This window comes from Leclercia sp. 1548 (assembly GCF_050435045.1).
Taxonomy (GTDB): Bacteria; Pseudomonadota; Gammaproteobacteria; order Enterobacterales; family Enterobacteriaceae; genus Enterobacter; species Enterobacter adecarboxylatus.
Genome location: NZ_JBNDJP010000006.1, coordinates 1 through 13,487, shown reverse-complemented (window position 1 = coordinate 13,487; position 13,487 = coordinate 1). Strand labels below are relative to the sequence as shown.

Genomic DNA, 13,487 nt, shown 5'->3' with positions numbered 1-13,487 from the left:
CTGTTCAGAGAATAATGCGCATCAGCAGCATGGCTAAGAAAGCGTTGACCACCGAAAGGGCGATCATCAGCGGAATGCGTTTGGCGCGGGTGCCAATCACACCCAGAATGCGGCCCAGATACTGCACCTGGGAGCCCATCAGATAGATAGCCGGGGCGAGGATGGCCAGATGCTCCCCGGTCAGGATGCCTTTATCAAAAAGGCCAATGGCGACACCGATGCCACCGCCCATCGACATCCAGCCACCGATCAACACAGCGGCCGCTTCCCCCGGCAGGCCAAACAGGCCCATTAACGGCGCGAAGATCATGCCCAGGCCTTTCAGCGCGCCGGTGATCTCCAGGGCTTTGATGATGATAAATGCCATGACCACATTGGGCAGGGTACTGCTGGTGGCGATCCCCCAGCCTTTACGTGCCCCTTCGACGAACACATCGGTAATGACGGGATTGGATTGTGGCGCACTCATGCGGCTTCTCCTTTTGCCTGTGGTGATTCAGCGGTGTTTTTTCCGGTAAAGGCCAGGATCAGACGCAGCAGGTTAGCGCCGACGATTTTCATGATGAACATCACCGCGATGCAGGCTCCAATCGAGGCGGGCACCGCCGCTGTGCCATCGACGGCCACCAGCGTGAAGAGAATGGCCCCGGAAGAGAAGAAGTTGGTGATCATCGCGCCAGCGGAAAACTGGAACATGGCGAAAACGTCTTTTTCCGTTTCGCTGATTTGCCCTTCATCGGCCAGATTACGCGTGAGGGAGGCACCGACGTCCGTGCTTTGCAGGCTGCCAATCAGCGCCAGCCCGGCGGTGCCAGGGATGCCCAGCAGCGGGCGCAGCAAGGGGGTTAACAGCTTGCGGGCAGCACGCAGTGCGCCGTAATGCTCCAGCACGTTGATCATGCCGAGGGCAAACATGACGGCCGGAATCAGCCCGAGCGCGAACAGAAATCCGTCCATCGCACCGCTGCCGCCCGTACCGCGAAAGGCGCTGGTGGCGGTGGTGAGCGTGCCATCGTTCAGGCTGGCCTTGCTGACCACTTTGCCAAACGCCCCATTGAGGGTGGTGAAATCAAATACGCCGTACCACTCTTTTCCCCCTAACAGGCCAGAAAAGAAAACGGCGGCGAAAGCCAGCGCAAAGTAAGCGCCTGGCCCGACCTTATACTCCTGATGTTGTGAACTATTCATATCCTTTTCCTTGTAAGTGCGCGGGTGCGCAGGGTCATTCTGGCGAGGTTGTGCGCAAAAAAGATGATACAAATCATTTCGTAACGGCGTTGCAGGATGAAAAAGATAAAAATGTGACCGTCGACAGAGCAGGGGGAGAGTAATAGTGATCGGCTTAACACTGTGGTGTAAATCTCTGGTTTGACCACGCATTATTGCGTTTTAAAGTTGTTAAATTTTAAGCGGTGTTCTAGAAACAAAATGTAACATTCCACTGTTTCACGACAACGGACATCCATTATGAATAACTCAGGGAAATACCTTTTATGGGCAGGGCTATCCGTTGTGGGAGCCTTTGCCCTGGGCTATATCGCCCTTAACCGGGGGGAACAGATCAATGCGCTGTGGATAGTGGTTGCAGCGGTCTGTATCTATCTGATTGCCTATCGTTTTTACGGCAAGTTTATTGCCCGTAACGTGCTCTCTGTCGATCCCACGCGCATGACGCCTGCGGTGCGGCATAACGACGGTCTGGACTATGTGCCGACCGACAAAAAAGTGCTCTTTGGTCACCATTTTGCCGCCATCGCCGGTGCCGGGCCGCTGGTGGGGCCGGTGCTGGCCGCGCAGATGGGCTATCTCCCGGGGATGATCTGGATCCTCGCCGGGGTGGTGCTGGCGGGGGCGGTGCAGGACTTTATGGTGCTGTTCGTCTCCACCCGCCGCGACGGGCGTTCGCTCGGGGAGCTGGTGAAAGAGGAGATGGGACCCACTGCCGGGGTGATTGCGCTGGTGGCCTGTTTCATGATCATGGTGATTATCCTCGCGGTACTGGCGATGATCGTGGTGAAAGCCCTGACCCACAGCCCGTGGGGAACCTACACCGTCGCCTTTACCATCCCGCTGGCGATTTTCATGGGGATCTACATTCGCTACCTGCGACCGGGGCGTATCGGCGAAGTGTCAGTGATTGGGCTGTTCTTCCTGGTGTTCGCCATTATTTCCGGCGGCTGGGTGGCTGAAAGCCCTACCTGGGCACCGTACTTTGACTATACCGGTGTGCAGCTGACCTGGATGCTGGTGGGCTATGGCTTTGTGGCGGCGGTACTGCCGGTATGGCTGCTGCTGGCCCCGCGCGACTACCTCTCCACCTTCCTGAAAATCGGCACCATCGTTGGGCTGGCGATCGGCATTCTGATTATGCGTCCGACCCTGACCATGCCTGCGGTGACGAAGTTTATCGACGGCACCGGCCCGGTCTGGTCCGGCAACATGTTCCCGTTCCTGTTTATCACCATCGCCTGTGGCGCGGTCTCTGGCTTCCATGCGCTGATTGCCTCCGGCACCACGCCGAAGATGCTGGCCAATGAAAATCAGGCCTGCTTTATCGGCTATGGCGGCATGCTGATGGAGTCCTTCGTCGCCATTATGGCGCTGGTCTCGGCCTGCATTATCGATCCGGGCGTCTATTTTGCGATGAACAGCCCGATTGCGGTGCTGGCACCCGCCGGTACGGCTGACGTGGTGGCCTCTGCGGCGCAGGTAGTCAGCGGCTGGGGCTTTGCCATTACCCCGGATACCCTGGCCCAGATTGCCAACGAAGTGGGCGAGCAGTCGATTATCTCCCGCGCGGGCGGTGCCCCGACCCTGGCGGTGGGGATGGCCTACATCCTGCACGGCGCGCTGGGCGGCCTGATGGATGTGTCGTTCTGGTATCACTTTGCCATCCTGTTTGAAGCGCTGTTTATCCTGACGGCGGTAGATGCGGGGACCCGTGCGGCGCGCTTTATGTTGCAGGATCTGCTGGGGGTGATTTCTCCGGGGCTGAAACGCACCGAGTCGCTTCCCGCGAACCTGCTGGCGACCGCACTCTGCGTGCTGGCGTGGGGTTACTTCCTGCATCAGGGGGTGGTCGATCCGCTGGGCGGCATTAACACCCTGTGGCCGCTGTTCGGTATTGCTAACCAGATGCTGGCCGGTATGGCGCTGATGCTCTGCGCGGTGGTGCTGTTCAAGATGAAACGTCAGCGTTACGCCTGGGTCGCCCTGGTGCCGACGGCCTGGTTGCTGATCTGTACCCTGACCGCTGGCTGGCAGAAAGCCTTCAGCAGTGATGCCAAAGTGGGCTTCCTTGCGATCGCCAACAAGTTCCAGGCGATGATCGACAGCGGCAAGATCCCGGCGCAGTACACCGAGTCGCAGCTGTCACAGCTGGTGTTTAATAACCGTCTGGATGCCGGGCTGACCATCTTCTTTATGGTGGTGGTTGTGGTGCTGGCGCTGTATTCTCTGAAGACCGCCATGGCTGCCCTGAAACAGGACAAACCTACCGCGAAAGAGACGCCGTATCAGCCGATGCCTGCTAACTATGATGAGCGTGTGACGCAGGCGAAAGGGGCGCATTAAAGACAATGCCGGGTGGCGCTAGCGCTACCCGGCTTCTATTCCCTGTGAGATAAAAGCGATGTTCGACACCCTATCCAAAGCAGGTAAATACTTAGGCCAGGCCGCGAAAATGATGATCGGCGTGCCGGACTATGACAACTACGTTGAGCATATGCGGGTCAACCATCCCGATCAGACCCCGATGACCTACGAAGCCTTCTTCCGCGATCGCCAGGACGCCCGTTACGGTGCTAAAGGCGGAGCCAAGTGCTGTTAACCCTCCAGACCAGATGAAAACGCCTCTGCCAGACGGCAGAGGCCTACCCAATCTTTGCAACGAGGCGTCAGGCGTTCAGACCGCCGTCCACGTCCAGGCCGGTGCCGGAGATCTGCCCGGCGGCAGGGCTGGCAAGGAAGGTGACCGCCGCGGCGATATCTTCCGGCTGGCCGTAATGACCGGTCGCAATGAGCTGACGTTGGGATTCAGCCTGCACGCCATCCTCCGGGTTCATATCGCTATTGGTGGGGCCAGGGTGGACCAGATTGACGGTAATACCGCGCGGCCCCAGGTCACGCGCCAGCCCCCGGGTCAGGGAGTTGAGCGCCGATTTGGTCATTGAATAGACCGCGATACCCGGCTGGGCGACGCGGTTGGCCAGACAGCTGCCGATGTTGATGATGCGTCCGCCGTCGGACATATGCATGAGCGCGGCCTGGATGGCGATCACCACCCCGCGAATATTGACGTTAATCAGGGCATCAATGTCTGCCAGCGTCATGGACTCCAGCTGGCCACCACGCGCAATCCCGGCGTTGTTCACCAGAATATCCAGCCCGCCCAGGGTACGCGCCGCCTGCGTCACGGCATTCTGAATGGCCTCTGCGCTGGCGCTGTCGGCCTGAATCGCCTCGCCGTGCCGTCCCAGCGCCACAATTTCATCGACCACGGCCTGGGCTTTCACGGTGGATTTCTCGTAGGTGATAACCACATCGGCCCCCGCCCGGGCCAGCGAGAGCGCAATCGCGCGTCCTAAACCCCGGCTGGCCCCGGTGACCAGCGCCTTCTTACCTGTTAAATCGATCTGCATGATGACCTCAACACGAAAGTAATGAGAACCATCATTAGGTATAGAGGGCGTTTGCCCGGCGTCAATCCGCCGGGTGGCTGAAGTTTTCCACTTTCTCAAAGGCGGCGTGCAGCACCGCAGGCGTCAGGGCGATGGGCAGGGCGTGAATAGACTCTACCGGACGCAGGGTATGGGCGATCACCTTATCCAGTTCGTCGCGGTTGTGGATATCCACGTCCAGCTCGCGCAGGGTGGTGGGCAGGTTGAAGCGCTGGTACGCCGCGACCAGCTCGCGCAGCACCTCGTCCTGGCCGAGCAGGGCGCTCTGCACCAGAATGCCGTAGGCCACTTTGGTGCCGTGGAGAAAGGCCGCGGTCTGCGGCAATACCGTTAAGCCGTTATGCACGGCATGGGCCGCCGCCACGCGGGTGTAGCGCTCCCCCAGCCCGCCGACCATGCCGCCACCGGCGATAATGGCATCCACCACATCATGAAACTCCCGGGTGACCTCCCGGCGCGTCTGATCGGCCAGCGCCTGTTCGCTGTGTTCGAGCAGGACATCGCGGATCGCCAGCGCGCCGTTGATGCCAAGCCGCACCGTCAGCGGCAACAGCTCCGGCTGCGGCGCGAGTACCACCGCCTCATACCATTTCGCCAGGGTATCGCCGATCCCCGCCAGCAGGTATTCCGCCGGGGCATTGAGGATAATCTCCGGCTCAACCAGCACCAGATAGTTGGCATCGTCAAAAATTTCAAAGTGCAGCGCCTGCCCGGCATCGTTGTACCACACCGACAGCGGCGTCCAGGCGGCACAGGTGGCGGCGATAGTGGGAATGGCCACCACCGGTAAGCCCAGACGCCGTGCTACCGCTTTGGCGGTATCCAGCAGCGCGCCGCCGCCGACGCCAATCACCACGCTGCGATCGGTGCCGGAGGCGTTCACAAGCTGACTCACATCGTGCTCGCTGCAGTGGCCCTTAAACAACAGATGTTTTGCGCCCTCTGCATGGAAGCTCTGCGGCAGGAAGGGTTGCGCACCGGCAAGGGCGCGTTCACCGTAGATCCATACCGCCCGGGAGAGCTGCTCCGGGGTAAAAAAAGCGTCCAGACGGGCAAGTACCCCGCGGTGGGAGTAGTAGTTGGCCGGACCGGGTACGACGCGGATATCGGTGTTGCTCATGATGGTGTCCTTTTTATGAAGCGCTAACCTGATGTTATGGCTAGACATCCAGATGGCTAATACTATTTTGCTTTATCTTATGCTTTTTCCTTCGTTGCCAGCCAGACCCGGCTGTGAAAAATTCCATAAATCAAAAGATTAATGATAAGGGATCGCAGCGAATGTTAACCAGTCGCCTCGAGATGCGCGGCATCAGCCTGGCTTTTTCTGGCTTTCAGGCGTTGTCGCGCGTCGATTTCACGCTGACAGGTGGATCGGTACACGCGCTTACGGGCGCGAACGGCGCCGGCAAATCCACCCTGATGGCGGTACTGTGCGGCACGCACGCGCGCTATGAAGGCGAAATCAGCATTAATAACCAGCCCGTCACCCTTCGTGAGCCGGTGGATGCCAAACAGCTGGGTATTCATCTGGTGCAGCAGGAGGTGGACGTGGCGCTGATCCCCGGCCTGAGCATTGCGGAAAACATCATGCTCGATCATCTGGCGCAGCCGGGGCATCGCTTTCACTGGCGGAAACTGCGCGAACAGGCCCGGCAGGCGCTGGCGCAGCTGGACGTCACCCTCGACGTTCGCCGTGCCATCGACAGCTGCACCCTGGCAGAAAAACAGCAAATCCTGCTGGCCCGGGCGCTCTCCCATCACTGCCGGTTTTTGATTCTGGATGAACCCACCGCGCCGCTGGATGCCCACGAGAGCGAGCGGCTGTTCGCCGTGGTACGACGCCTGCAACAGCAGGGGATCGGGGTGGTGTTTATCTCCCACCGGATCCATGAGCTGAAAGCGATCTGCGACACCTTAACGGTGCTGCGCGACGGCAAGCTGATTGAGTCCGGGCCGATGGTGGACCTCAGCGGAGAAGCGATCGTCGAGAAGATGCTCGGCCATGAACTGAGTGATATCTACCCGCCTGCGCGCCCGCCACACGGCAATGAAACGCTGCTGCGGGTCGAGGGGCTGCATGATGAAAAGCTGCTGAAAGATATCTCCCTGCATCTGCGCAAGGGTGAAATCCTCGGGATTGCCGGGCTGGCCGGGGCGGGAAAAACCGAACTCTGCAAAGCACTGTTTGGCGCGACCAAAAGCCAGGTGGCAAAGGGCGAGCTGAATCATAAGCCGTGGAAACCGCGCGATCCGGCGGACTCCGTGCTGCGTGGGCTGGCGCTGGTGCCGGAAGAGCGGCGCAAAGAGGGCATTTTTATCGAGGAGACGGTGAGCATGAACCTCGCCGTCAGCGCGGATAACAGTTTCTCGCGCTGGAGCCTGTTCGGCCATCGCCAGGCGTGGCGCTGGGCTGAAGAGGTGATCGCCCGGGTGGGTGTGCGCACCCGCGGTCCGGGGCAGGTACTGCGTCGGCTTTCCGGCGGCAACCAGCAAAAGGTGGCGATCGGCAAATGGCTGCGCGGCAACGCCCAGGTGCTGATCTTCGACGAGCCGACCAAAGGGGTGGACGTGAAGGCCAAAACCGATCTGTTCCGGCTGATTGATGGCCTGGCGCGGGAAGGCAAAGGGGTGATTTATGCCTCGGGTGAGTTTGCCGAACTGGTGGGCCTGTGCGACCGCATCTGCGTGCTGTGGGACGGACGCATTGTGGCGGAACTCGAGGGGGCAACCACCCGCGAAGAGACATTACTTTATTATTCAACCGGAGGAACGGCGTCGTGAGCAAGGCCCTTTCAGTGACGGCGGCGGCGTCTGGCCGTCAGCAAATTTTCGATTTTCTCTATAAATGGGGCATGTTGCTGACGGTGGTGGCGCTGGTAGCCATCTTCGGCGTGGCGTCAGAGAACTTTCTCGATCCCAACAACATCATCAACATTCTGCGCTCTATCGCGATTGTGACGGTGATTGCTATCGGGGTCTCGATCTCGTTGACCATTGGCGGGTTTGACCTCTCCGTGGGTTCCACTGCATCGCTTGCCAATGCGCTGGTGATCTCCCTGTTTGTCTGGCATGGCTTCGGCACTACCGAATCCATTCTGATCACCCTCGCGCTCTGCACGCTGGTGGGGCTGTTTAACGCCTTCTTGATCGTCATTCTGCGCATTCCTGACATGCTCGCCACGCTTGCCAGTCTGTTTGTGATCCAGGGCGTGGCGATGACGTACAGCTATGGCGGGTCGATTACCGAAAACATGGTACTGCCGAGCGGCGACATGGCAGAGGGCACCATCCCGGCGGCCTTTGGCGCGCTGGGGCAGGTGCCGACCATCGTGATTATCATGCTGGCGGTGACTCTGCTGGCGCAACTGGGGCTGTCGCTGACCACCCACGGACGCCGTATGTACGCGATTGGCGGCAACCCGGAGGCGGCGCGCTTATCCGGCATTCGTACCACCCGCTACAAGGTGGCCGCCTATGTGATTGCTTCGCTGCTGGCGGGCCTCGGCGGCATTCTGCTGGCCTCGCGTATTGGCTCCTCGCAGGTGAATGCCGGCGGTGGCTACCTGATGGATGCGGTGGCAGCGGCGTGGATCGGCTTCTCGCTGGCCGGTTCCGGTAAACCGAATGCGCTGGGCACCCTGGTGGGGGCGGTCATCCTTGGGGTGCTCTCTAACGGGCTGGTGATGCTCTCGGTGCCCTATTACGCCATGGACATTATAAAAGGGCTGGTGCTGGCGATTGCGCTGGCCATCACCTACGTACAAAAACGCTAACAACACGACGGGATTTAAAATGAAAAAAGTTGCACTCTCTTTGCTGACGCTGGGATTACTGAGTTCACTGCCGGGCTATGCGGCGACACCTGCGCCGGTGCCGGCTGCCATCGCCAACCACGACGGGCAGATCCGCATCGCGGTGATCCGTAACCTCGGCTCTGACGACAACACCACCCAGTTTGTGGCGGGCGCGATCCAGGAAGGCAAAAAGCTCGGCTTTAAGGTCAGCACCTTTTTAAGCAACGGCGACGACGCCAAATTCCAGGACTTCGTTAACCAGGCGATCACCCAGAAATATGACGGCATTATTCTCTCTCAGGGGCGCGATCCGTACTCCACCGCGCTGGTGAAAAAAGCCGTCGATGCCGGGATCAAAGTGGCGGTGTTCGATACCGCAGTGACCGGGGAGATCCCGGGCGTGACCGTCACGCAGCAGGATGATGCCTCCCTGACCAATCTCTCCTTCGGCCAGCTGGTGAAAGATTTCAACGGCCAGGCCAACATCATCAAGCTGTGGGTCGCTGGCTTCCCGCCGATGGAGCGTCGTCAGACGGCCTACCAGGCGTTACTGAAAGAGAATCCGGGCATCAAAGAGCTGGAGTCCATCGGCGCGGTCTCCTCCGACGTGCAGGGTGACACCGCCAACAAAGTGGGCGCGGTGCTGGCGAAATACCCGAAAGGTAAGATCGACGCCATCTGGGGCACCTGGGATGCCTTCAGCCAGGGCGCGTATAAGGCTCTGAAAGAGAATGGCCGCACGGAGATCAAACTCTACAGCATCGACATCTCCAACCAGGATTTACAGCTGATGCGTGAGGCGGGCAGTCCGTGGGTGGTGAGCGTGGCGGTGGATCCGAAGCTGATTGGTGCGACCAACGTGCGTCTGATCGCCAATAAGATTGCCGGTGAAGCTACGCCTGCAACCTATGACTTCAAAGCCGCGGCCATTCCGCAGGCGCTGCTGTCGGCCCAGCCGGGCGCGGTGAATGTGGCGTCATTAGGGAAAATCATCCCGGGCTGGGGCCAGACCGAAGACTTTATTGCCCCGTGGTTCGCGACGTTAGAAGCGAAGAATAAGTAACACTTTCCCGGACGTGGCGGGGTGGGGCCTGGTGTCCTCACCCTGACTCTCTTCCCCAGAAAGAGGATGAAACCTACGCCACCGGGCGAAAGGAGTTTAAGGTGTCTCAACTACCCACCCCCGAATACAGCCGCAATATGCGGCTGATCGGCCACAGCGACCAGGGCGGACGCCCGGACGGCGTGCAGCTGATGGTGCATCGCGGCTTTGCCTATATCGGCCATATGGTGTCGCAGGGCTTTTCGATCGTTGATGTGCGCGACCCGAAAAACCCGAGGGCCGCAGGCTATGTGCCCGCGCCGCCCGGCACCTGGAACGTACATCTTCAGGCGCATGACGACCTGCTGCTGGTGATTAACGCCCGGGATCTGTTTGCCGATGCCCGCTTTGCGGACGAAAAGGTCTACTACACCCGCCAGGTGGGGGAGACGGTCAGCGACGTACAGGACAGAGGCTGGAGCGCCGGGCTGCGCATCTTTGATATCTCTACCCCGGATAAGCCACGGGAGATCGGCTTTCTGTCGCTGGACGGGATCGGCATTCACCGCATCTGGTACGTGGGGGGACGCTGGGCCTATGTCTCGGCGCTGATCGACGGCTTTACCGATTATATCTTTCTGACGATAGACCTTGCCGATCCGCGCAAGCCAGAGGTCGCGGGGCGCTGGTGGCTACCGGGGATGAACCAGGCGGCAGGCGAAACGCCAGCGTGGCCGGAAGGCAAACGCTATGCTCTGCATCATGCGATCATTGCGGGTGATACCGCCTACGGGAGCTGGCGTGACGGCGGCCTGACGCTGCTGGATGTGAAAGACAGAACGCAGCCGAAGCTGATCAGCCATCGCAACTGGAGTCCGCCGTTTGGCGGCGGCACCCATACCGCGCTACCCCTGCCGGACCGGGATCTGCTGGTGGTGCTGGACGAAGCGGTGCTCGACAATCAGGAGGATGGCGAAAAGCTGATCTGGCTGTTTGATATTCGCGAGCCGTCGAACCCGGTGAGTATTGCCACCTTCCCGCAGCCCAACGAGCGGGATTACGTGGCGAAAGGGGCGCACTTCGGGCCGCATAACCTGCATGAAAACCGCCCCGGCAGTTTTATCAGCTCAACCCTGATTTTCGCGACCTATCAGAATGCAGGCGTCCGCGCCTATGACATTTCGGACCCGTACCGTCCGGTAGAAACCGCGGCGCTGGTGCCCGCGGCGCCAGAGAAAATGATGGATACCCGGCCCAATCGCCCGCAGGTGATCCAGTCCTGCGATGTGTTTGTGGATGCGCAGGGAATTATCTACAGCACGGATTACAACGGCGGATTGTCGGTGATTGAGTATCTGGGATGAGTGCGGTGTGATGTTTTTACGCCGGGTCTCTCTGGGAGAGAGGCCCGGTAAGTGTCGCGCCTGCTCTTAGCTGTACTGACGCACCCGCGCCACCAGCTCATCCACGCTGTCGATACGGTCGGCAATCACAATCAACGCCTTACCGAGGGTGATGGCGTGGCGCAGGCATTCGTGGCGCATCTCGTCGTCGCGGATAGAATCGATATCCGCCACGTGGGACAGGCCGACGCTGCGGCGTATAAGTTCGGTGCCGCAGAAGCCAATCACATCCTGCCAGACCTTCTTCAGAAACGCGCTGGCGTAGCCCGGCACGCTGAGGGCTGCATCGCGGGATTTTTCCGCCGCCAGGGCCTGGAAACGTTCCGCGAAGGTGGTCCAGAGCTGCTGGATATCGATCAGGCGTTGTTCACGACCGGCTGCCGCATCGCGAATGCCCAGGTGACCCGGCAGGCCGCAGAAGTTAAGCAGCAGGTTGCCAATCGCCGTGCCGATATCAAACCCAATCGGGCCGAAATAGCCGAACTCTGCGTCAATGGCTTTCAGACTCCCCTCGGCGACAAAAATCGAGCCGCTGTGAATATCGCCGTGCAGCAGCGCTTCGGCCTGGGAGAAGAAGCGGTGCTTCAGGGAGGCGACGGCAATCTTCAGCTGATGGTCATTGCGCAGGGCGGCGACGTCGTTTTCCAGCGCCTCCGGGTAGTTATTGCGCTCGTGGATCTGGTACGGATCGTTAAAGAACAGATCTTCGGTGATCTCGCACATTTCCGGGTTAATGAACTGCGCCACCTGCGCCTTTTTAGCGTGAGGATGCAGGTAAAAATCGCTGGTGTGGAACAGGGTGTGGGCCAGGTATTCCCCCAACTGACGGGCCGCCTGTGGATAGTAAACATTGTTGATCAGCTCGCCGCGCCAGATTTTATGGCTGGAGAGATCTTCCATCACCATCACCGCCAGTTCCGGGTCGAAGTGGTGGATCTTCACCGTGTGCTGCGGGCTGTGTTGATAGTGCTCCACCAGGGTTTGCGCTTCGAGACGGGCGCGGTCCAGCGTCAGCGGCCAGGATTCCCCCACGCAGCGCACGTAGGGCAGCGCCTGTTTAACGATAATGCGGCTTACGCCCGCGCTGTCGAAAATCTTAAACACCAGATTAAGGTTGCCGTCGCCCACCTCCTGCGCCTCCACCAGTGACGAGGGATCTTCAAGGCCGCCAAATTGTTGGGCGTAGGCCACGGCGTCATGAGCGGTAAAGGTACGGTATTGCGACATTGCCAGTTCCTCATCTGTTCCGGTAATAAAGACATTTAGACGTCTATACATCTGAATTTTATCCTGACACAATGTGCTACAACAACGCAACAGAGAATTAACGACATGCAGAGATTACAGACGACCAGCCTGCGGGTGACGGAAAATCAGCTATTTATTCTCGATCAACAGGCGCTTCCGCAGGAGAAACGCTGGCTGGATGCCTCGACGGTTGACGCCCTCGTGGGGCATATTCACGCCCTGCGCGTGCGGGGTGCGCCGCTGATTGGTCTCTCTGCCAGCCTGCTCCTGGCGCTGCTGGCGGAAAACGGCCATAACCGGGACGCGCTGGCGGTGGCGCTGGAGACCCTGCGCGCTGCACGCCCGACGGCGGTGAATCTGATGAACAACCTCGACCGCATGAAACAGGCGCTGTGGCAGGAGGATTATGTTCCGGCGCTGGTGGCTGAGGCGCTGCGCCTGATCGACGAAGACAAGCGGCTTTGCGATGCCATTGCCCGCGCCGGTAGCGCGCTGGTGACGCCGGGCAGCCGCCTGCTGACCCACTGCAATACCGGCGGGCTGGCGACGGCAGGCGTGGGCACCGCGCTCGGCGTGATTGCCTTCGCGCATCAGCAGGGCAATGTCAGCCACGTCTGGGTGGATGAAACCCGTCCGCTGTTGCAGGGCGGTAGGTTAACCGCCTGGGAGTTAGGCGAACTGGGCGTTCCTTATCAGTTGATCACCGACTCCATGGCCGCCAGCCTGATGGCAAAAGGGCTAGTGGATGCGGTATGGGTCGGGGCGGATCGCATTGCCGCCAACGGCGATGTGGCGAACAAAATCGGCACCTATTCCCTGGCGGTGCTGGCGAAATTCCACGGTATTCCGTTTTACGTGGCGGCCCCGCAAACCACCCTCGATCCCGCGTGCCCGAACGGCGAGGCCATCCCGATTGAGCAGCGCGATGCCCGGGAAGTGACCGGTGTGGCGGGGAGCTTTGGGGCAGTGCAGTGGGCACCGGTTGACGCGCAGGTGTATAACCCGGCGTTTGACGTTACGCCTGCGGCGCTGATCAGTGGCTGGGTGCTGGATAGCGGGGTTGTGACGCCGGAAGAGGTGGCGAAGGGGGGGTTTGGGGAGCGTGTGAGCTGATATTCCTTGGTGATAACTCTCTGCCACAGGGGGAGGGATCCCCAGTCATTTTATTGCCCTTACAGCAATGAAATAATCACAATATTATAAATGACTTACAGCGACTCCCTTGTCCGGCTGAAAATCGACGAAGCGTTTCCGTAAGGCCGGGGCGAGGCGCAGGGACGCGCCGAGAGGGCATAGCCTGCAGGGATGCAGGCTGGTG

Annotated in this window: 12 protein-coding genes; 7 read left to right on the top strand and 5 right to left on the bottom strand. The window is 59.9% G+C overall.

Features of this window, described 5'->3' with window-relative positions; genetic code table 11:
* Positions 1–4: 4 nt before the first annotated feature.
* Complete coding sequence (locus ABIE02_RS16225) at positions 5–469, bottom strand: YjiG family protein (RefSeq protein WP_032616991.1); 465 nt, start codon at positions 467–469, stop codon at positions 5–7.
* Positions 466–1,188 carry a nucleoside recognition domain-containing protein gene (locus tag ABIE02_RS16220; RefSeq protein WP_059308536.1) on the bottom strand — a complete coding sequence of 241 codons (723 nt, stop codon included), beginning with the start codon at positions 1,186–1,188 and terminating at the stop codon, positions 466–468. Before ABIE02_RS16220 ends, ABIE02_RS16225 begins: the two co-directional genes overlap by 4 nt.
* A gap of 279 nt (positions 1,189–1,467) precedes the next feature.
* Here ABIE02_RS16220 and cstA point away from each other — a divergent pair, with 279 nt between their 5' ends.
* On the top strand, positions 1,468–3,573 hold the full coding sequence (cstA, locus tag ABIE02_RS16215; RefSeq protein ID WP_059308535.1) for a pyruvate/proton symporter CstA: 2,106 nt from the start codon (positions 1,468–1,470) through the stop codon (positions 3,571–3,573).
* A gap of 58 nt (positions 3,574–3,631) precedes the next feature.
* Positions 3,632–3,829 (top strand): YbdD/YjiX family protein, encoded by a 198-nt coding sequence (locus ABIE02_RS16210; RefSeq protein WP_032616994.1) that lies wholly within the window; start codon positions 3,632–3,634, stop codon positions 3,827–3,829.
* Positions 3,830–3,896: 67 nt separating this feature from the next.
* Here ABIE02_RS16210 and ABIE02_RS16205 read toward each other — a convergent pair whose 3' ends face one another.
* The gene (locus tag ABIE02_RS16205; protein ID WP_103791895.1) at positions 3,897–4,640 is read right to left on the bottom strand and encodes an SDR family NAD(P)-dependent oxidoreductase; all 744 of its coding nucleotides are present in this window, start codon (positions 4,638–4,640) and stop codon (positions 3,897–3,899) included.
* A gap of 61 nt (positions 4,641–4,701) precedes the next feature.
* Entirely contained in the window at positions 4,702–5,799 is a 1,098-nt protein-coding gene (locus tag ABIE02_RS16200; RefSeq protein WP_059308533.1) for an oxidoreductase, read from the bottom strand.
* 161 nt (positions 5,800–5,960) lie between these two features.
* Between ABIE02_RS16200 and ABIE02_RS16195 the strand changes: the two genes are divergently transcribed.
* The 4 genes from ABIE02_RS16195 (at position 5,961) to ABIE02_RS16180 (ending at position 10,882) form a co-directional block, all read left to right on the top strand.
* On the top strand, positions 5,961–7,463 hold the full coding sequence (locus tag ABIE02_RS16195; RefSeq protein ID WP_336994775.1) for a sugar ABC transporter ATP-binding protein: 1,503 nt from the start codon (positions 5,961–5,963) through the stop codon (positions 7,461–7,463).
* A complete protein-coding gene (locus tag ABIE02_RS16190; protein WP_032616998.1) occupies positions 7,460–8,455 on the top strand; it encodes an ABC transporter permease in 996 nt (331 codons plus the stop codon). The genes ABIE02_RS16195 and ABIE02_RS16190 overlap by 4 nt, the downstream gene beginning before the upstream one ends.
* Before the next feature lie 19 nt (positions 8,456–8,474).
* Entirely contained in the window at positions 8,475–9,539 is a 1,065-nt protein-coding gene (locus ABIE02_RS16185; RefSeq protein ID WP_077227977.1) for a sugar ABC transporter substrate-binding protein, read from the top strand.
* Positions 9,540–9,640: 101 nt separating this feature from the next.
* Positions 9,641–10,882, top strand: coding sequence for an LVIVD repeat-containing protein (locus ABIE02_RS16180; RefSeq protein WP_032617000.1), 1,242 nt, complete (start codon positions 9,641–9,643; stop codon positions 10,880–10,882).
* A gap of 66 nt (positions 10,883–10,948) precedes the next feature.
* Here ABIE02_RS16180 and mtnK read toward each other — a convergent pair whose 3' ends face one another.
* Positions 10,949–12,148, bottom strand: coding sequence for an S-methyl-5-thioribose kinase (mtnK, locus tag ABIE02_RS16175; protein WP_336994873.1), 1,200 nt, complete (start codon positions 12,146–12,148; stop codon positions 10,949–10,951).
* Between the two features lie 105 nt (positions 12,149–12,253).
* Between mtnK and mtnA the strand changes: the two genes are divergently transcribed.
* Positions 12,254–13,282, top strand: coding sequence for an S-methyl-5-thioribose-1-phosphate isomerase (gene mtnA / locus ABIE02_RS16170; protein WP_336994774.1), 1,029 nt, complete (start codon positions 12,254–12,256; stop codon positions 13,280–13,282).
* Positions 13,283–13,487: the final 205 nt, after the last annotated feature.